This is a genomic window from Streptomyces avermitilis MA-4680 = NBRC 14893 (genome assembly GCF_000009765.2).
Lineage (GTDB): Bacteria > Actinomycetota > Actinomycetes > Streptomycetales > Streptomycetaceae > Streptomyces > Streptomyces avermitilis.
Window position 1 is genome coordinate 2305065 of record NC_003155.5, and the last position, 17061, is coordinate 2322125.

Below are 17061 nucleotides of genomic sequence, written 5' to 3' on the forward strand. Positions count from 1 at the left end.
CGGGCAAACTCGTTTCGTGTCCGCGGCCGCCTCCGCCCGGGCCGGCACGCAGTAATCCCGCCGCCCTGGGTACGTGCCCCCCATGACCCCAGATGTCGACCTGACGGTCCGCCCCCCGCGCCCCCGCGTCCTGCGAGACCGACTGCTCGCCGCCGACTACCGCCTCTTCGAGAAGGTCGCCGCCCGGCACTGGCCGGGGGGCGACCGCCTGCTGCCCAGGCTGAGCCGCACCGCGAACCACGGGGTCCTGTGGTTCGCCGCGGCCACCGCCCTCGCGGCCACCGGCAGCCCCCGTGCCCGCCGGGCCGCCGCCCGGGGCCTCGCCTCGCTCACCCTGGCCTCCGCCACGATCAACACCCTCGGCAAGCGCTCGGTCCGCCGCCCGCGCCCCGTTCTCGACCCGGTCCCGCACGTCCGCCGCCTCAAGCGCCAGCCGATCACCACGTCGTTCCCGTCGGGCCACTCCGCCTCGGCCGCCGCCTTCGCGACGGGCGTCGCCCTGGAGTCACGCGGCCTGGGCGCGGCGCTCGCACCGCTCGCCGCCGCCGTCGCCCTCTCGCGCGTCTACACGGGCGTCCACTTCCCGAGCGACGTCCTGGCGGGCGCGGCCCTGGGCGTGGGCGCCGCGTTCGCCGTCCGCGGGCTCGTGCCGACCCGCGACCGGCTCCCGCCGCCGGGCCGCCCGCGCGTGGACGCGCCCGCGCTGCCCGACGGCGCGGGTCTGGTGGTCGTGGCCGACCAGGGCGCGGCGGCCCCGGACCGCGTCCGCGCCCTCGGGGACGCCCTCCCCCGTGCCGAGACGGTGCAGTGCGAACCGGACGAGGTGCGGGCCGAGTTGGAGAAGGCCGCCGCCCGCGCCCAGGTGCTCGGGGTGTGCGGGGACGACGGCACGGTGAACGCCGCCGCCGAGGTGGCCCTGCGTCACGGCCTCCCGCTCGCCGTGCTGCCGGGCGGCTCACCCGACCACCTCGCGCACGACCTCGGCATCGAGGGCGTACGTGACCTGACCCGCGCCCTGCGGCAGGGCGACGCCGTGCGCGTGGACGTCGGCCGCTTCACCTCCGGGGACATCGAGCGCTGCTTCCTCGGCTCCGTCGGTCTCGGCGTCCATCCGGAGCTGGTACGCGAGCGGGAACGCTGGGCGGAGTGGCTCGGCGCCTGGCCGGCCGACGTGATCGCCGCGCTGCGGGTGCTGCGCGCGGACCATCACCCCTTGCAGGTCGGACTGGGGGGTGCGCCCCGCCCGCTGTGGCTGCTGTTCGCGGGCAACGGCACGCACCACCGCACGGGGCTCGCGCCCGGCCGCCGCCACGAGCTCGCGGACGGGCTCCTCGACGTACGCGTCGTGCACGGCGGCCGCCGCCCCGCCGCCCGCCTGCTGGCCGCGGCCCTCGCCGGTCCGCTCACCCGGTCCCCCGCCCACGCGGCGGTCCGGGTACGGGAACTGCGCCTGACCGGTGTCGCGCCCGGCACCCTCCTCGCCCACGACGGCGAAGTCACCGAAGTCCAGGGCGATGTGACGCTCCGGAAGCTTCCGGAGGCGCTGACGGTCTACCGTCCGTTCCCCCGCACCTGACCGCGAGATCGGTGGTCCATATGGCAAGACGCGGGTCTCATCATTCGACATTCGCACGTACCGTGATGCCTGTCGCCCCGCGGTGAGGCTCCGCGGGGCGCGTACGACGCGCAACCGACGCGAAGGGGAACGGTCATGTCGAAGTCGCAGGAGACCGCCGTCTACACCCACGGCCATCACGAGTCCGTGCTGCGCTCGCACACCTGGCGCACAGCGGCCAACTCGGCGGCGTATCTCCTCGACTCGCTGAAGCCCCACATGAAGATCCTCGACATCGGCTGCGGTCCGGGCACCATCACCGCCGACCTGGCGGCGCTGGTCCCGGACGGCCGGGTGACCGGGGTCGACCACGCACCGGACATCCTGGAGCAGGCCAGGGCCACGGCCGCCGGGCGCGGTCTGCGCAACGTCGAGTTCGCGGTCGCGGACGTGCACGCGCTGGAGTACCCGGACGACACCTTCTGCGTGGTGCACGCACACCAGGTGCTGCAACACGTGGGCGATCCGGTGCAGGCGCTGCGCGAGATGCGCCGGGTCACCAGGCCGGGCGGTTTCATCGCCGTCCGCGATGCGGACTACGCGGCCATGACCTGGTATCCCGAGTCACCGGGCATGACCGACTGGCTGGACCTGTACCGGCGCGTCGCCCGGGCCAACGGCGGTGAGCCGGACGCGGGGCGCCGGCTCAGGGCGTGGGCGCTGCGGGCGGGCCTGACGGACATCACCGCCACGTCGAGCACCTGGACCTTCGCCACCGCGGAGGAGCGGGACTGGTGGAGCGGCCTGTGGGCGGACCGCACCCTCGCCTCGGCGTACGCGGCCCGCGCCACGGAGGGCGGCCACGCGACCACGCGCCAGCTGCGGGCGGTGTCGCAGGCGTGGCGGGAGTGGGGGCGGCAGGAGGACGGCTGGTTCTCCGTCCTGCACGGAGAGATTCTCTGCCGCAAGATCGTCTAGAGCAGCGATCCGGCTAGAGCAGCGATCCGAGCGGTCCGAGGTCCAGATTCAGGTCCTCGGGCCGCACACCGTAGCGCTCGCACAGTTCCTTCATGCGGTCGTCGAGCAGCATCAGCGTGAGCCCGATCCGCTCTTCCTGGTCCTCCGTCAGCTCTCCCGTGTCGAAGCGGCGCACCGCCTGCCGCTCCATCAGCTGCCGCAGCAGTTCCACGACGGTCAGCACGAGCTTGACGAGATCGCGCTCCACGGTGTCGGGCTCGAGATCCAGCCGATTACGTCCACTGCTGCTTGTGCTCACTGTTCCTCCTGGTCCGGCCACGGCGAGGGGACCTGGGCGTTCACCGAGCTGATGAGCGCGTTCAGATCGATGCGCACGAGATCGACGTCCGCGATGCGCAGGGTGAGGTCGCCGGTGATGACGACGCCGCCGGCGAGCAGCCGGTCGAGCAGGTCCACCAGGGCGATCTCACGGCGTTCCACCACGGTCACGCGTCCGCCTCCCCGTCGATGCCGCTGAACGAGTACGCAGCCCAGGGGCCGGTGAGTTCCACCCGTACCCCGGACAGTTCGTCCTTCGTACGGTCCACTTTCTCCACGAACTCCTCCGAGTCCGAACGCGGCACCAGATAGGCCGCGTTGAGCACGTTGCGTCCCGACGCCCGGGAGAGCGCCGGATTCTGCGGGGCGTGCAGACGCGAATCCTCGGCGTATTCCGCGAGGGTGTGGTGCAGCCGGCCCGCGAAGCGCTCGCTGTTCTCCCACATCTCCTCGTGGGACCGATTGCGCTGACGCCGCTGACGCAGATAGTCCCGTCCCGAGGCCGCTTTCCCGGGCGAACGTTCCGGTTCCGTCTGCTCCGTTTCGGCGTACACCTTGACGCCCCACTCCACGCGCCCGTCCAGGCGGTCCAGCGTGCGGCGGAAGGCCTCCTCGCGCGCCTCCATCATGACCCGTACGGAGCTGTCGTCCTGGAACACGGTGCCGAGCCTGAGCGGCAGGGGCGTCGTGACCACGGTGAGCGCGTCGATCACACTTTGGTGGGCGCGGGCGGTCGCGGTCAGCCACTCCAGGTCCTCCAGATGGGCCCGCAGCGGCTCCTCGGCGAAGTCCTCCGCCGGCACCTCGCTGACGACGGCGACCAGACCGTGGTGCGAGAGCTGCTTGGGCGGGGCGCCCGCCACCCCCGTCAGCTCGGCCTGGAGGGGCGTGCCGAAGGGGCGGCAGACGGCGTACACGTAACGCAGCCCGGTCATGAGGCCTCCTCTTGGGGGCGGGCGCCCTCCAGTTCGGCGACATGGGCGCGCAACTCGGCGTTCTCCCGGGCGAGTTCGTTGTGCCGGGCGCGCGAGGACAGTGCCGGGTCGTCCTCCCACCAGTCGATGCCCATCTCCTTGGCCTTGTCGACGGAGGCGACGATGAGCCGCAGCTTGATGGTGATCAGCTCGATGTCGAGCAGGTTGATGCGGATGTCGCCCGCGATCACGACGCCCTTGTCGAGCACCCGTTCAAGGATGTCGGCGAGGTTGGCGCCGCCGCCTGAGCCGTAGGGGTCGGGCAGTCTGCTGGGAGTGGTCATCGGCGACCCCCGCCTACCGGGGCCTCTTCCTCTTCGTACTCGTACTCCTCCTCAGGAGCCTCGTCCTCCGGGACCTCGTCCTCGTCGGCGTACTCGCCCTCCGGAGCTTCGTCCTCGTCGGCGTATTCGGCCTGCTCCTCGTACGGCTCGCCTTCTTCGCCGTCCGCTTCGCCGTCCTCCTGGTCCTCGTAGGCCTCCTCGGGCTCTTCGGACTCGCCCTCAGGGCCCGACTCCTCGGCCTCCTCCTCGGCGACCGCGTCCTCGTGACTGCGGACGACCTCGCCGTCGCGGATCTCGCCGCGCCAGCCGTCCTCGGCCTCGCCCTTGAGCGTGATGAAGCGGGCGAAGTTCTTGAGGTCGAGCCGGGCCCGGCGGCCCTGGGCGCGCCAGATGTTGCCGGTCTTCTCGAACAGGCCCTTGGGGTAGTACTCGATGACGAGCAGCACCCGGGTGAGGTTGTCGGCCAGGGAGTGGAAAGTGACGACGCCCTTGGTCGTGCCCTTCGCGCCCTCGGACGTCCAGGAGATCCGTTCGTCGGCCACCTGCTCGGTGGTGTGCGCCTTCCAGCTGCGGTTGGACCAGAAGACCTTGAGCTGCCAGTCGCTCGTCGTGTCGTCGGCGCGGTTCGCGCTCTTGACGCCCTTGGCGAAGGTGCTGAAGTCCTGGTACTGGGTCCACTGGTCGTACGCCGTGCGCAGCGGCACGCCGACGTCGATGAACTCGATGATGACGGTGGGCTTCTTGCCCGCACCGCCCTTGCGCCGGCCCTTGCCGCCGGTCAGGTTCTTCAAGGCGCCCACGACACTGTCCTTGGCCCGGCCGGCGCCGAGTTCCAGGGCGGAACGCAGCGGGCCCTTGCCCTCGGCGAGTTTGCGGCCGCCGTCGAGCGCGAGCTTGGCGAAGCCCGGGCTGTTGCCTTCCGCGATGTCGTTGAGCTTGCCCGTGGTCTCACCGAGCTTGCGGCCGAAACCGACCAGCAGCCGCTGGGCCTGGGCGCCCAGGTACTCCTGCACCTCCGCCTTGAGCCGGTCGGCGGCCTCGCTCTGGACGACGCCGGTGATCGGGTTCTCCTTCACCCCGCCCTTCGCCTGGTCCTTCGCCCGGCCCGTCACGGACCCGAGGGTGTCACTCATCGTCGCCGCCCCTTTCCCGGGTACGAGTCCGGGTGACCCGGCGCGCGGAACTCTTGGCGGCCGCCGTCCTCTTGGCGGCCGCCGTCCTCTTGGCGGGAGCCTTCTTGGCCGCCTTCTTCGCCCCGGCCGTTCCCGCCGCCGTCTTCGTCGCCGGAGCCTTCTTGGCCGGAGCCTTCTTGGCCGGGCCCTTCTTCGCGGCGGTCTTCTTGGCCGGCGCCGCCCGGCGCGGGCGGTCCTCCTCGCCGTCGGGCTCCCGGTCCCGCTCTTCCGGCTCGTCCGCCTCGCCCCGCTCGTCCCGTGCGTCCTCCTCGTCCCGCTCGTCCTCCTCCTCGTCGTCATCGAGGCCCGGCACGTCCGGCGCGACGCCCGCGAGCTGGTCGCGCACTTGCGCGGTCCGCCCGTGCAGCCGGTCGGCGAGTCCTTCGATCTGCCGCTCGAGCAGCGCTCCGGAGGCGGCCTTGCCGACGCCGCGCAGATCCTGCCGCAGCTCGTCGCCGATCTCCTTGAACTGCGGGTTGTTCAGCAGCTGCTGGGAGACCAGGTCGGCGAGGGCCCGCGGGGTGAGGTTCAGCCGCTTGCCGGCCACCATGGTGCCGACGGCGAACGCCAGCTTCATCTTCTTGGTACGTCCGAGGACGTATCCGGCCCCTATCGCGAGGCCCAGTCCTATTCGATTCATCCTGTCGTCCCGTTGCCGGTTCCCGCGCCGCTGCGCGAGCTGGTCTCCAGCCGGTCGAGGAGCTCGTCCTCCCGGCGGTCGAATTCGGTCTCGTCGATCTCGCCCGCCTCGAGCTGCTGCTCGAGGCGGGCGAGTTCGGCACGGATCGTGGCCGGGTCGTAGTACTGGCGCTCTGCCTCCGCCAGTACCTGACCCAGCACCCAGATGCTGCCCCGCGCCGGTGCGAACGGCAGCAGCAGCACCTCTGTGATCAGGCCCATGCCATCAGCTCCCGGTGGGCGGCCGCCGGTGCCCGGCGGGTCACTCGACCCGCTCGGCGCCGGTGAAGCTGTCCACCGACTCGGACGGGTCGGGTTCGACGAAGCTGTACGGCGGCAGCGGCCCGTTGAGCCGCACGTCCAGGTGCGGATGGCCCTTGCGCAGCTGCTCGACGGCGGCGACGAAGGTGTCGGCGGCGTCGCGTGCCACCAGGAACGACACGTTGGCCAGCCAGCCCGTCGACTCGGGGCCGACGCTCACCGCGTCGGCCGCGGGCTCCAGCGTGTGCCGCACGTCCACCGCGTCCTCGGCCTCGCGCCGCTGGACGGCCGCCGCGACCATCTCACCGAGTTGCAGGCGATGGTCGTAACTGCCGCCGCCCGACTGACGGTTGGCCTCGGCGAGCGCCCGTATCTCGGTGTTCTCGGACATCACGCGGTGCAGGACGGCCTCTTCGTCGTGGCTCGCCTTGACGTTGTACTCGACCCGGCCGGCCAGTGCCGTCAGGCGCTCCTTGTAGTGGTCGGCCCGCTCGGCGAGCACACCGGCGACGGCCGCGTCGTCCGCCCCGACGCTGCCGAAGCGCATGGGCAGCACGGTGCCGCCGCCTCCGGCCTCGTTCAGGACGTTCTGATGGGCGAGCAGATCCCTGCGCTTGGGGCGCAGCCCCTCGGGCGCGTCGCTGACGATCGCCGCCAGCTCGCCCTCCTTGATGATGCGCACCGGCATCGGCGGTTCGCCGACCCCGCCCATGCCGTCGGGGAGCGAGGGGTGGGAACTCGCGGCGATGCCGTAGACGTACGTACTCACTCCTGCTCCTCCTTCCGGCGCGAGGCGGTGGACTTGCGGGCGCGGGGCCGGCTCTCGCTCTGCCCCTCCTCACGGGACTGCTTGAACGCGTCGGAGATCGTCTCGGCGGCGCCGGACAGCGCCCCCTTGGACTTGCCGCGGGCGCCGGACTCGGTGATGTCACCGACCAGGTCGGGCAGCCCCGGGCTCTTGTGCGGTCCGGATTCCAGGTCGAGCCGGTTGCACGCCTCGGCGAAGCGCAGATAGGTGTCGACACTGGCGACGACCACACGGACGTCGATCTTGAGAATTTCGATTCCGACGAGGGAGACCCTCACGAAGGCGTCGATGACGAGCCCTCGGTCGAGTACGAGCTCCAGAACGTCATACAGCCCACTGGAGCCACCTCCGCCACCGGTCTGCTGTGCGGGGACAACGGTCATGCGGGTTGAACCTCCCTGGTCCGTCAAATGGGTTGAGCGTGGGGCGGGGACGCGGTCTAGCGGGCGTCGGCCCGGCCGCGTTCGTAGCGGCGGACCCGGCGATAGCCGGTGAGTTCGCCGTACGGGTCGAGCTTCACCTCGTAGCTGGCCAGCAGGCTCATCGTGTCCGGGACACGGGCGAGTTCGAGAACCTCGACCTGCAACTGCCAGCCGTCCTCCGAGCGTTCGAAGGACGAGACCGACTCGGCCTCCAGGCCGGTGAGTTCGGCGAACTGGGCGCCTGCCTTGCGTAGCACCTCCATCGTGCCCGGCCGCTTTTCCGCCGTGCCGCCCCGCTCATTTCTCGGTGCGTCCTGCGTATTCTGTGAATCTTGTGATTTTGACGTGTTGGATGTGTTCGACATGGCCACCTCCCCCTTCGAATGGCCACAAAGGCGAGGGCCAAACCTCCAACACTGCGCAACAGTCCGTGGGTCAACCGCGCAATGCGCGGAACCGGCGCCCCCGAGGGGGCGCCGGGCAGGGCTCGGACCGTTAAGGCCCGGGCACGACGACGTGCGGTCCGCGCGAAGCCGCCGTCATCAGCACGGACGGCAGCTTCGGAAGGTCAGCGCACGACGGCCTGTTCCACCAGCAGCCGGGCCGCGGTGGCGATCGACTCGGCGTCGATGCCCGCGGCGTGCAACTGCTCGGCCGGGGACGCCGAGCCGGGCATCGTACGGACGGCGAGGCGCACCAGGCGGGGCACGGGGCGTCCGTCGAGGAAGGCGTCGAGGACCGCGTCACCGATGCCGCCCTCCTCGCGGTGGTCCTCGACGGTGAGGAGGCAGCCGGTGTCCTCGGCGGCCTGGCGCAGGGTGTCGCGGTCGACCGGCTTGACCGAGTAGAGGTCGATCACCCGGGCCCGGATGCCCGCCTCGGCCAGCGAGTCGGCGGCGGCCAGCGCCTCGTGGACGGTGACGCCGGCCGCGACGAGCGTCAGCCGGTCCTCGCCGGAGGACCGCAGCACCTTGCTGCCGCCGACCGGGAACTCCTCGTCGGGCCCGTACAGGACGGGCGACGCGCCGCGCGAGGTCCGCAGATAGCGGACGCCGTCGAGGCCGGCCATCGCGGCGACGAGCTTCGCCGTCTGGTTGGCGTCGCAGGGGTAGAGGACGGTCGAGTCGTACACCGACCGGAACATCGCGAGGTCCTCCAGTCCCATCTGCGAGGGCCCGTCCTGGCCGATGGACACGCCGGCGTGCGAGCCGACGAGGTTGATGCCCGCACCGCTGATCGACGCCATGCGCACGAAGTCATGGGCGCGGGTGAGGAACGCGGCGAAGGTCGCGGCGTACGGCACCCAGCCGCGGGCGGCGAGTCCGACGGCGGCGGCGACCATCTGCTGCTCGGCGATGTAGCACTCGAAGTAGCGGTCGGGATACTCCTTGGCGAAGTACTCGGAGCGGGTGGAGTCGCCGACCTCGCCGTCGATGGCGACGACGTCCTCGCGGGCGCCGCCGAGCGCGGTGAGCGCCTGCCCGTAGGCGTCGCGGGTGGCTACCTCGTCACCCTTGTCGTAGCGCGGGAGCTCCACCTGTCCCGGCGCGGCCACGGCGTGCAACACCCGTGCCGCCGGGGGATCTTGGACCTCGATGCGCAGCTCGCGGACGCCGCCGAGTTCGGCGATCGCCTCCTCGGCGTCCGGCAGCGGTTTGCCGTGCAGGCCCTCGCGGTCCTCGACGGCCGCGACGCCCTTGCCCTTGAGGGTGCGGGCGAGGATGACGGTGGGCTGGCCGCTGGTGGACTCGGCCTCGCCGTACGCACGGTCGACGGCGTCCACGTCGTGACCGTCGATCTCGATGGTGTGCCAGCCGAAGGCCTGGAACCGGCGGGCGTAGGCGTCCAGGTCGTGTCCGTGCCGGGTGGGGCCGCGCTGGCCGAGGCGGTTGACGTCGACGATCGCGGTGAGGTTGTCGAGGTGCTCGTACCCGGCGTGCTCGGCGGCCTCCCACACGGAGCCCTCGGCGAGTTCGCTGTCGCCGCACAGCACCCAGACACGGTAACCGGTGCGCTCGAGCCGCTTTCCGGACAGCGCGATGCCGACGCCGACGGGCAGACCCTGGCCGAGCGAGCCGGTGGCCGTCTCGACCCAGGGCAGCCGGCGGGGCGTGGGGTGCCCTTCGAGGCGGCTGCCGAGCTCGCGGAAGGTGAGCAGTTCGGCGTCGTCGATGGCGCCGGCCGCCTTGTAGGCGGCGTACAGCAGCGGCGAGGCATGTCCCTTGGAAAGGATGAAGCGGTCGTTGCCGGGGTGGGCGGGACGGTCGAAGTCGTAGCGGAGGTGGTGGGCGAGGAGTACGGCCATCAGGTCCGCGGCGGACATCGAGGAGGTGGGGTGCCCGGAGCTCGCGGCGTCCGCGGCACGGACACTGTCGACCCGCAACTGCTGTCCCAGTTCGGTGAGTTGACGGGTGTTCATGAGGGTCCTTCCGTAGTGGGGGTGTCAGTGGTGGCGAGCCTCTCCGGGGCGCCGGGCATCCGTGCCAGTTCCGGCGACGCGGTGTCCAGGGGCACCGACCAGGACCGCACCAGACCCAACTGCACGGCCTGGCGCGGCAGTACGGCCTCCAGCAGCCAGTCGGCGGCGACGCGGACACGGTTGCCGGGCATGGCGGCGAGGTGGTAGCCGCGGGTGACGGCACCGGCGAGCGGGCCGGACAGGGGGATGCCGAGGGGGTTGGCGGCGGCCTGCACCCCGCCGAGGTCCACGACGAAGCCCAGGTCGCGGTGGCGGTAGGGGCGGCGGGTGCCGATGCCGAACGAGGCGGCCACGTTGTGGCCGGCGGTCTTCCCCTGCCGCCAGGCGTGCTGGGCGGTCATCGGGGTGTACTGGCCCGGATTCTCCAGGTCGGGTACGGCGGCCGCGTCGCCGCAGGCGAACACCTCGGGGTGGCCGGGGACCTGGAGGGTCGGCTCGACGAGCAGCCGGCCGCTCTCCATCGGCAGTCCGAGGGACTCGGCGAGCGGGTCGGGCCGCACCCCGACGCACCATACGAGGGTGCGGGTGTCGACGAACTCGCCGTCGGACAGCAGGACTCCGTCGGACGTCGCCTCCTTCACGGAGGTCCCCATGCGCACCTCGACGCCCCGCTTGCGCAGCACGCGGTCGGCGGTGCGCGAGAGCCGTTCGTCCAGTCCGGGCAGGACCCGGGGTGCGACGTCGAGCAGCAGCCAGCGTGGCCGCCTGCCCTCGCGCAGCGGCCGGTTGCGCACCAGCGCGTCGGTGAGCAGCTGCCCCTGTACGGCGACCTCGGTTCCGGTGTAACCGGCGCCGACCACCACGAAGGTGCACCGGGAGGCGCAGGTCTCGGAGTCGGCCGCCGCGGCGGCGAGTTCCACCTGGCGGGTCACGTGGTCGCGCAGATACAGCGCCTCGGGCAGTCCCCGGAAGCCGTGTGCGTGCTCGGCGACGCCGGGAATGGGCAGCAGCTTGTTGACACTGCCGGCGGCGAGCACCAGCCGGTCGTACGTCAGTGTGCCGACGTCGCCCTCCGGGCCGGTGTAGCGCACGGTGCGAGCGTCGAGGTCGATGCCGTCCGTCTGGGCCTCGCCGAGCACCAGCCGCACGTGGGGCAGTGTGCCGGCGAGGGAGACGGTGACGCGGCGCGGCTCCAGGATGCCGGCGGCGACCTGGGGCAGCAGGGGCAGATACAGAAAGTAGTCCGTCGGGTTCAGGAGAGTGATGTCGGCCTTGTGCCGGGTCAGCCGGGAAAGGGTGCGGGCCGTCTGGTATCCGGCGAAGCCGGCACCGACGATCAGGATGCGGGGTCGACTCACGATTCGCCTCCGGCGGGTTCGCTCGTACGGACTTTCCGCGTCCCCTGGGAGGGGTCACCCAAACCCGACGGCCCCGCGCGTTTCCCCCCTCCGGCGGGGATATCCGGCCGGGAAACCGACCCGCCCCCGTCGCGGAGGTGCCGCCCCTGCCCGAGTACGGCCACGTCCTGCGGATCTCGCCACCACCTCCCGTAAGACGACGCGCGGGACCGCCGTCGGCCCCCGTCATCGCGACGGCCCCGCGACGCCCGGACCGAGCCGGCCCCCGTCAGGAGCCCGCTCGGCGGCCCCGGTGGTGCGGTGCTTCGGGGTCCATGTCGTCCTGACGCGGCGCACCCGGCTCCGCGGTTCCCGGCATCGGCGCGCCGGGCGCGACCGGCGGCACCGGCGGGTACGGCATGCCGAGGCCGCCCGGCGGCCCGGCGGGCGGGGTGCCCCCGACGACCCGGCCATGGTCGCCTGCCGGTTCGAGGTCGTACCTGGTCGTGGGCCGGGACGGCGACGGCCGCGCCGCGGCGCGCAGCAGCTGGGCGACGACACCGAGCACGGCGGCGGTGATCAGGGCGGCCGCCCAGCCCGGCAGGCCGAGCGACAGCGCCAGGCCGAGGGCGACCGCCAGCGCGGCACCCGCGTAGAGGGCGGCGGCGCCCGAAGCGGCGTAGAGCGTGGCCGTGCGGCGCTGCTTGCGACTCTGCTCGCGCAGCTCGTCGCGGATGGTCTCGCGGGCGACCTGCGCCAGCTCGTCGACCAGGCTCTTGTCCAGATGTTCCAGGTGATCGAGAGGCTTCATGCGGCCCGGGTACCCGGGCCTCCGCTCCCGTAACTCCGCGCGTGACGCCGTACGCACGGCGAAGCGCCGGACCCGGAGCCGGCGGAACATCCGGCCGGGGCGGGGGATCGGTCCGAAGCGATCTCCTCCCCCGCCGGTCCCAACTAGGCTCTGCGGTATGGAGATTCTGGGAGCCACGCTGCGTATCTGCGTCGACGACCTGGAGGCTTCGGTCCCGTTCTACGAGAGACTGGCGGGCGGCAGCGCGCTGCGTTTCGAGCGCGGTGGCGTCCAGGTCGCCGCGGTCGGCTGCTTCCTGCTGATGAGCGGGCCGGAGGCCGAACTCGACGTCCTGCGCAAGGTCGCGGCCACGATCGCGGTGAAGGACGTCGACGAGGCCCACCGAGTGCTCGGCGACTCGGGCGCCCACATCCTGGCGGGGCCGGTGGCCACGCCGGTGGGCCGCAATCTGATCGCGATGCACCCGGACGGCTCGGTGTACGAGTACGTGGACCGGCGGGCAGCGGACTGAGTCCTCGGCCCCGTGGCCCGGCCGGGTCCGGTGCGCGGGTCCGGTGTCCGGGTCCGGTGTCCGGGTCCGCCGTCCGGTCAGGACGCGTCGAACGCGGACACGACGATGTCGGCCAGCAGCGCCCCGGCCGTCCCGTCCGGGTCCAGGTCGGGGTCGTAGATGGTGACGTTGAGACCGGCGCAGTGCGGGGAGCGCAGCAACGGCCGCAGCAGCGCGACGACCTCGTCGGGCAGCAGCCCGTCCGGGTCGGGGCTGTCGACGGCGGGCATGACGGACGGATCGAGGACGTCCGCGTCCAAGTGCACCCAGAACCCCTGGAGTTGCGGTATCTCGAAGGCCTCCACCGTGGCCCGGGCGAGCGCGTCCGCACCCCATGCGCGAAGGTCGCCGACGGTGACGGTCGCGATCTTCAGCGCGCCGAGTTCCGTCCGCTCCGGATCGTCGTCGCGGATGCCGAAGAGCCGTACGTCCTCGTCCCGCAGATACGGCCGCAGCCCCTCGATGTCGGTCAGGTCCTCCTGCCCCCGCCCGGTGGCCAGCGCCAGTTCCTCGCCGCCCGCGGCGCCGACGCGGTCCGAGTTGCCGGGGTGGCGGAAGTCCGCGGAGGCGTCCACCGCGGCCAGCCCGTACCGCCCGATGCGGCGCAGTGCGAGCGAGGCGCCGAGCTGGATGGAGCAGTCGCCGCCGAGGACGACCGGCAGATCACCGGCGCGTACATGGTGTTCGATGCGGTCGGCCAGCTTGCGGGTGTACGAGGCGAGGGCGGCCGCGTTGAAGACGCCGTCGCCCTCCTGCCACTCCCCGCGGTCGTAGCGCGGCGGTACGACGACGCCGCCCTCCAAGGCGCCCAGGCGCTGCACGATGCGCTGTTCCCGCAGCGCGCCGGCGAGCTTGTAGCAGCCGGGCACGGTGCCCGGGGCGGGCGGGCGCAGGCCCAGGTTGGAGGGGGCGTCCAGGACGACGATGCTTCGCATGGGTTCATCCTCGCCGAAGGGCAAGCTCAGCGAGGGCCGGTCGCCGTGATCGCCCAGCGCTCGTGGTCCCGCCAGGCTCCGTCGATGTACAGGAAGTCCGGCGAGAACCCCTCGAGCCGGAAGCCGCAGCGGCGGGCGAGGGCGATGGAGGCGGCGTTGCCCGGCTGCGCGTTGATCTCCAGCCGGTGCAGCCCCAGGGTGGTGAACGCGTGGGCGACGACGAGTGCGAGCCCCTCGCCCATCAGCCCGCGCCCGGCGGCATGCGCGAAGACGCCGTATCCGAGTGTCCCGTTCAGAAAGGAGCCCGCGACGATGTTGTTGATGTTGATGAACCCGGCGATACCGCCGCCGTCCTTCTCGCACACCAGGAAGCCGGCCTTCGTCGGGTCCTCGATGAGCCGACCCGCGTAGGCGTGGTACGCGTCCGGGCTGTCGGGCGGAAACAGCCACGGCCGGTGCAGGTCCTTGCTCTCCCGCACCCGGGCGAGGAACTCGGCTTCGTCGTCGTAGGTGAAGGGCCGCAGGCCCACGCGGGGGCCCTCGGCGAGATAGCGGGAGTTCTCAGACACCCCGACACAGTACGACGGACGGCGCGTGCCAGGGCCTTTTGACGACAGGACCTAGCGGAGCGCGGGTTCGTCCAGTGTCAACGTTCCCGCGTCCGCGTCCAGTTCGGCCCGTACGCCGAACGGGATCGTCAGCGCTCCCTCGCAGTGCCCGAACCCGAACTCCTCCACGACCGGCACCCCGAGTCCGCCGAGCCGGTCGGCGAAGACCGCGCGCAGCTTCTCGTAGGGACCGCACCTCTCCCACGACCCGAGCGCGATCCCGGCGACCCCGTCGAACCAGCCGGCGCGCAGGAGCTGCGTGAGCGACCGGTCGATCCGGTACGCCGCCTCGCCGACGTCCTCGAGCATCAGCAGCCCGTCCCGGGCCCCGGCACGGGCGTGCGGGGTACCGAGGTCGGTGGCCAGCAGGCTCAGACAGCCGCCCAGGGTGACGCCCCGGGCCCGGCCGGGAACCAGCGCTGGGCCGCCGGACGCGATGGTGCGCACGGACTCCGGCTCGAACAGCGTGGCCCGCAGATGTTCCTGGGCCCGCGCGTTCTTGATGAAGTCGGCGCCCGCCGCCGCGGGCCCGTGCAGCGTGACGAGGCCCGCCCGGGTGGCGAACGCCTCGTGCAGCGCGGTGATGTCGCTGAACCCGACGAACACCTTGGGCCCGGCGGCCCGCATCGCGTCCCAGTCGAGCAGGTCGACCATCCGCTGCACCCCGTACCCGCCGCGGGCGCACAGCACCGCGTCCACGTCCGGGGCGCACCAGGCGGACTGGAGGTCGGCGGCCCGGTCGGCGTCGGTGCCCGCCAGGTAGTCGAACCGGGGATGCCGGTCGAGGACATGCGGGGTCGGGACGGGGTCGAGGTCCCAGCCCCGCAGGATGTCGAGGCCCGCCTGAATCCGTTCCTCGGGGACCGGGCCGCTCGGCGCGATCACGGCGACACGGGCGCCGGGGGCCAGGCGGGCGGGACGGTTCAGCGGGGTCGTCGACATCACGTGGTGAGCTCCAGGGTCGGGACACCGGGCGGATTCAGCCCGAAGACCTGCGCGTACAGGGAGAGCTCCGATTCAAGCACCCGCACCGTCGTGTCGGCCCGGCGGAACCCGTGCCCCTCCCCCTCGAAGGCGAGATACGCGTGCGGCACCCCCCGCCCCCGCATCCGCGCCAGGAACCGCTCGCACTGCGCCGGCGGACAGATCACGTCGTCCAGCCCCTGGAGCAGCAGGAACGGCGCGGTGATCCGGTCGGCGTGCTCCGCGGGCGACCGCTCGGCATAGCGCCCCGGCACCTGGGCGAGCGGCCCCACCAGCGACTCCAGGTACTGCGACTCGAAGTCATGGGTCTCCCCCGAGCCCCAGCCGGCGAGGTCGAGGATCGGATAGAGGATCGTGCCGCAGCCGTACACCTCGGTGCTCGCCAGGGACGCGGCCGTCGTCCAGCCGCCCGCGCTGCCCCCGCGGATGGCGAGCCGGGCGCGGTCCGCGGTGCCCTCCTCGGCGAGGCCGAGCGCGACGGCCGCGCAGTCCTCGACGTCGACGACGCCCCACTGCTCACGCAGCCGGTTGCGGTACTCCCGCCCGTGCCCGGTCGATCCGCCGTAGTTGACCTCGGCGACCCCGATGCCGCGCGAGGTGAAGTAGGCGATCTCCAGGTCGAGGACGAGGGGCGCCCGGCTGGTGGGGCCGCCGTGCGCCCAGATGACGTAGGGCGGCAGCTCGTCGCCGGGCGCGACGCACCCGGGGTTGTGCGGAGGGTAGATGTGCGCGTGGATCTCGCGCCCCACCGGCCCGGTGAACGTGCGGATCTGCGGCTCGGGGTAGCACGCGGGGTCGACCGGGTCGTCGTGCGCGGCGCCGATCACCCGGGCGCGGGCGACGGGGGTTGCCCCTGCTCGATCGGAGCCGAGAGCTTGGGGGAGGGTGTCCAGCTCGACCACCTCGTAGGCGCTGCGCGGGCTGGCGCCGATGCCGACGACCCGGGTGCCGTGCACGGCGAGCGTGGCGGCGAACTCGGTCCAGGGGCCGGCGGCGTCGACCACCTCGCCGGTCTCCGGGTCGAGGATGCCGAGCGCGGTGGCGCCCCGCCCGTGCACCACGGCGATCAGTCCGCTCTCCAGCGGGGCGAACCAGCGCTGCCCGATCTTCCACAGCGGGCCGCCGAACTCCTCCTCGCGGGGGCACACCGGCTCGTCGTCGCGGTACAGGTTCCACCAGCCGGTGCGGTCGCTGGCGTACAGCAGGGACCCGTCATGGGCCCAGTCCACCTGGGCGATCGACTCGTCGGGGCCGCCGGCGACCGTGTGGGCCTCCCGCAGCGTCCCGTCACCGGCGACCTCCGCGACGATCAGCTCCGTGCCGTCCCACGGCATCCGCGGGTGGTCCCAGGCGAGCCAGGCCGCGCGCCGCCCGTCGGGCGAGAGCCGGGGCCCGGTGACGAACCGGTGCCGCCCGTCGGTGAGTTCCCGCACGGCGCCCCGGTCCTCGGCCGCCGAACCGTCCAGCGGCACCGCGGCCACCACGCGGCGTACGTCCGTGGGCCCGTCGCCGGTGAACTCCTCCAGCACGCACCACACTTCGCCGCGTTCGACACGCAGCCGCGGGTCGACCCAGCGCAGTCCGCCGCCGACCGGGGAAACGGGCGTGAGGGGGCGCGGCCGCGCACCGGGGGTATCGGGCTCGTGGGCGTAGAGCCGCTGGTCGGCGAAGTCGACGAACACGACCAGCGGTCCCTCGGGGCGGGCCGCCCCCGCCCAGGGGCGGCCGCCGTACTCGATGACCCGGCTGCGCACGTTCCACGGCGCGGACAGGACGGACTCCTCCACGCCGTCCGCCCTGCGGCGTACGAGGGTGCGCCGGCCGCCCTCGGTGGGCCGCGGCTCGGTCCACCAGGCCTCGTCCCCGACGAAGCCCACGAACTCGGGCTGCCCGTCGTGCGCGGCCGCGAGCCCCGCCGCGATGGGCGAGGGCCATGAACCGTACGCCAGGGTCTGCATCCTGTCCCC

The 17061-nt window shown here is 72.7% G+C and carries 20 protein-coding genes; 3 read left to right on the forward strand and 17 right to left on the reverse strand.

Annotated elements, in window-relative coordinates; genetic code table 11:
* Positions 1–82 precede the first annotated feature (82 nt).
* Positions 83–1576, forward strand: a complete 1494-nt coding sequence (locus SAVERM_RS09910; RefSeq protein ID WP_010983318.1) for a bifunctional phosphatase PAP2/diacylglycerol kinase family protein — start codon at positions 83–85, stop codon at positions 1574–1576.
* A 135-nt stretch (positions 1577–1711) separates the two neighbouring features.
* The gene (locus SAVERM_RS09915) at positions 1712–2533 is read left to right on the forward strand and encodes a methyltransferase domain-containing protein (RefSeq protein ID WP_010983319.1); all 822 of its coding nucleotides are present in this window, start codon (positions 1712–1714) and stop codon (positions 2531–2533) included.
* Positions 2534–2546: 13 nt separating this feature from the next.
* On the opposite strand, the gene SAVERM_RS09920 is transcribed toward SAVERM_RS09915, so the two are convergent.
* From SAVERM_RS09920 to SAVERM_RS09980, 13 genes are all read right to left on the reverse strand, one after another.
* Positions 2547–2831 carry a gas vesicle protein K gene (locus SAVERM_RS09920; protein WP_010983320.1) on the reverse strand — a complete coding sequence of 95 codons (285 nt, stop codon included), beginning with the start codon at positions 2829–2831 and terminating at the stop codon, positions 2547–2549.
* Complete coding sequence (locus SAVERM_RS09925) at positions 2828–3022, reverse strand: gas vesicle protein (protein WP_010983321.1); 195 nt, start codon at positions 3020–3022, stop codon at positions 2828–2830. The genes SAVERM_RS09920 and SAVERM_RS09925 overlap by 4 nt, the downstream gene beginning before the upstream one ends.
* On the reverse strand, positions 3019–3786 hold the full coding sequence (locus SAVERM_RS09930; protein WP_010983322.1) for a GvpL/GvpF family gas vesicle protein: 768 nt from the start codon (positions 3784–3786) through the stop codon (positions 3019–3021). The genes SAVERM_RS09925 and SAVERM_RS09930 overlap by 4 nt, the downstream gene beginning before the upstream one ends.
* Positions 3783–4109: a gas vesicle protein gene (locus tag SAVERM_RS09935; protein ID WP_010983323.1), complete on the reverse strand. Its 327-nt coding sequence runs from the start codon at positions 4107–4109 to the stop codon at positions 3783–3785. The genes SAVERM_RS09930 and SAVERM_RS09935 overlap by 4 nt, the downstream gene beginning before the upstream one ends.
* Complete coding sequence (locus SAVERM_RS09940) at positions 4106–5242, reverse strand: SRPBCC family protein (protein WP_010983324.1); 1137 nt, start codon at positions 5240–5242, stop codon at positions 4106–4108. Before SAVERM_RS09940 ends, SAVERM_RS09935 begins: the two co-directional genes overlap by 4 nt.
* The gene (locus SAVERM_RS09945; protein ID WP_010983325.1) at positions 5235–5921 is read right to left on the reverse strand and encodes a hypothetical protein; all 687 of its coding nucleotides are present in this window, start codon (positions 5919–5921) and stop codon (positions 5235–5237) included. Before SAVERM_RS09945 ends, SAVERM_RS09940 begins: the two co-directional genes overlap by 8 nt.
* The gene (locus SAVERM_RS09950; RefSeq protein ID WP_010983326.1) at positions 5918–6181 is read right to left on the reverse strand and encodes a gas vesicle protein GvpG; all 264 of its coding nucleotides are present in this window, start codon (positions 6179–6181) and stop codon (positions 5918–5920) included. Before SAVERM_RS09950 ends, SAVERM_RS09945 begins: the two co-directional genes overlap by 4 nt.
* Before the next feature lie 40 nt (positions 6182–6221).
* Positions 6222–6989, reverse strand: a complete 768-nt coding sequence (locus tag SAVERM_RS09955) for a GvpL/GvpF family gas vesicle protein (protein ID WP_010983327.1) — start codon at positions 6987–6989, stop codon at positions 6222–6224.
* Positions 6986–7411: a gas vesicle structural protein GvpA gene (locus SAVERM_RS09960; protein WP_010983328.1), complete on the reverse strand. Its 426-nt coding sequence runs from the start codon at positions 7409–7411 to the stop codon at positions 6986–6988. Before SAVERM_RS09960 ends, SAVERM_RS09955 begins: the two co-directional genes overlap by 4 nt.
* A 56-nt stretch (positions 7412–7467) precedes the next feature.
* Entirely contained in the window at positions 7468–7815 is a 348-nt protein-coding gene (locus tag SAVERM_RS09965) for a gas vesicle protein GvpO (protein WP_010983329.1), read from the reverse strand.
* Between the two features lie 203 nt (positions 7816–8018).
* Positions 8019–9869: a transketolase gene (locus SAVERM_RS09970; RefSeq protein ID WP_010983330.1), complete on the reverse strand. Its 1851-nt coding sequence runs from the start codon at positions 9867–9869 to the stop codon at positions 8019–8021.
* On the reverse strand, positions 9866–11227 hold the full coding sequence (locus SAVERM_RS09975) for an NAD(P)/FAD-dependent oxidoreductase (protein WP_010983331.1): 1362 nt from the start codon (positions 11225–11227) through the stop codon (positions 9866–9868). The genes SAVERM_RS09970 and SAVERM_RS09975 overlap by 4 nt, the downstream gene beginning before the upstream one ends.
* 268 nt (positions 11228–11495) lie before the next feature.
* Positions 11496–12017 (reverse strand): phage holin family protein, encoded by a 522-nt coding sequence (locus SAVERM_RS09980; RefSeq protein ID WP_037647523.1) that lies wholly within the window; start codon positions 12015–12017, stop codon positions 11496–11498.
* A gap of 157 nt (positions 12018–12174) precedes the next feature.
* On the opposite strand from SAVERM_RS09980, the gene SAVERM_RS09985 reads away from it, so the two are divergent.
* Positions 12175–12528, forward strand: a complete 354-nt coding sequence (locus SAVERM_RS09985) for a VOC family protein (RefSeq protein ID WP_010983333.1) — start codon at positions 12175–12177, stop codon at positions 12526–12528.
* A 77-nt stretch (positions 12529–12605) separates the two neighbouring features.
* Here the strand turns inward: SAVERM_RS09985 and SAVERM_RS09990 are convergent, their stop codons facing one another.
* From SAVERM_RS09990 to SAVERM_RS10005, 4 genes are read right to left on the reverse strand one after another with little or no spacing between them, the layout of a single operon-like run.
* On the reverse strand, positions 12606–13502 hold the full coding sequence (locus SAVERM_RS09990; protein WP_010983334.1) for an arginase family protein: 897 nt from the start codon (positions 13500–13502) through the stop codon (positions 12606–12608).
* Positions 13503–13528: 26 nt separating this feature from the next.
* Positions 13529–14071: a GNAT family N-acetyltransferase gene (locus SAVERM_RS09995; RefSeq protein ID WP_010983335.1), complete on the reverse strand. Its 543-nt coding sequence runs from the start codon at positions 14069–14071 to the stop codon at positions 13529–13531.
* A 51-nt stretch (positions 14072–14122) separates the two neighbouring features.
* Complete coding sequence (locus SAVERM_RS10000; protein ID WP_037647347.1) at positions 14123–15052, reverse strand: S66 peptidase family protein; 930 nt, start codon at positions 15050–15052, stop codon at positions 14123–14125.
* A complete protein-coding gene (locus SAVERM_RS10005) occupies positions 15052–17052 on the reverse strand; it encodes a prolyl oligopeptidase family serine peptidase (RefSeq protein WP_010983337.1) in 2001 nt (666 codons plus the stop codon). Before SAVERM_RS10005 ends, SAVERM_RS10000 begins: the two co-directional genes overlap by 1 nt.
* Between the last annotated feature and the right edge of the window lie 9 nt (positions 17053–17061).

Bases quoted from the DNA above. Each gene is read 5' to 3' on its own strand.
- SAVERM_RS09915 (WP_010983319.1), top strand. From the start codon at position 1,712: ATGTCGAAGTCGCAGGAGACCGCCGTCTACACCCACGGCCATCACGAG.
- SAVERM_RS09980 (WP_037647523.1), bottom strand. From the start codon at position 12,017: ATGAAGCCTCTCGATCACCTGGAACATCTGGACAAGAGCCTGGTCGAC.
- SAVERM_RS10000 (WP_037647347.1), bottom strand. From the start codon at position 15,052: ATGTCGACGACCCCGCTGAACCGTCCCGCCCGCCTGGCCCCCGGCGCC.
- SAVERM_RS09985 (WP_010983333.1), top strand. From the start codon at position 12,175: ATGGAGATTCTGGGAGCCACGCTGCGTATCTGCGTCGACGACCTGGAG.
- SAVERM_RS09965 (WP_010983329.1), bottom strand. From the start codon at position 7,815: ATGTCGAACACATCCAACACGTCAAAATCACAAGATTCACAGAATACG.
- SAVERM_RS09935 (WP_010983323.1), bottom strand. From the start codon at position 4,109: ATGACCACTCCCAGCAGACTGCCCGACCCCTACGGCTCAGGCGGCGGC.
- SAVERM_RS09945 (WP_010983325.1), bottom strand. From the start codon at position 5,921: ATGAATCGAATAGGACTGGGCCTCGCGATAGGGGCCGGATACGTCCTC.
- SAVERM_RS09950 (WP_010983326.1), bottom strand. From the start codon at position 6,181: ATGGGCCTGATCACAGAGGTGCTGCTGCTGCCGTTCGCACCGGCGCGG.
- SAVERM_RS09990 (WP_010983334.1), bottom strand. From the start codon at position 13,502: ATGCGAAGCATCGTCGTCCTGGACGCCCCCTCCAACCTGGGCCTGCGC.
- SAVERM_RS09970 (WP_010983330.1), bottom strand. From the start codon at position 9,869: ATGAACACCCGTCAACTCACCGAACTGGGACAGCAGTTGCGGGTCGAC.
- SAVERM_RS09910 (WP_010983318.1), top strand. From the start codon at position 83: ATGACCCCAGATGTCGACCTGACGGTCCGCCCCCCGCGCCCCCGCGTC.
- SAVERM_RS09940 (WP_010983324.1), bottom strand. From the start codon at position 5,242: ATGAGTGACACCCTCGGGTCCGTGACGGGCCGGGCGAAGGACCAGGCG.
- SAVERM_RS10005 (WP_010983337.1), bottom strand. From the start codon at position 17,052: ATGCAGACCCTGGCGTACGGTTCATGGCCCTCGCCCATCGCGGCGGGG.
- SAVERM_RS09960 (WP_010983328.1), bottom strand. From the start codon at position 7,411: ATGACCGTTGTCCCCGCACAGCAGACCGGTGGCGGAGGTGGCTCCAGT.
- SAVERM_RS09930 (WP_010983322.1), bottom strand. From the start codon at position 3,786: ATGACCGGGCTGCGTTACGTGTACGCCGTCTGCCGCCCCTTCGGCACG.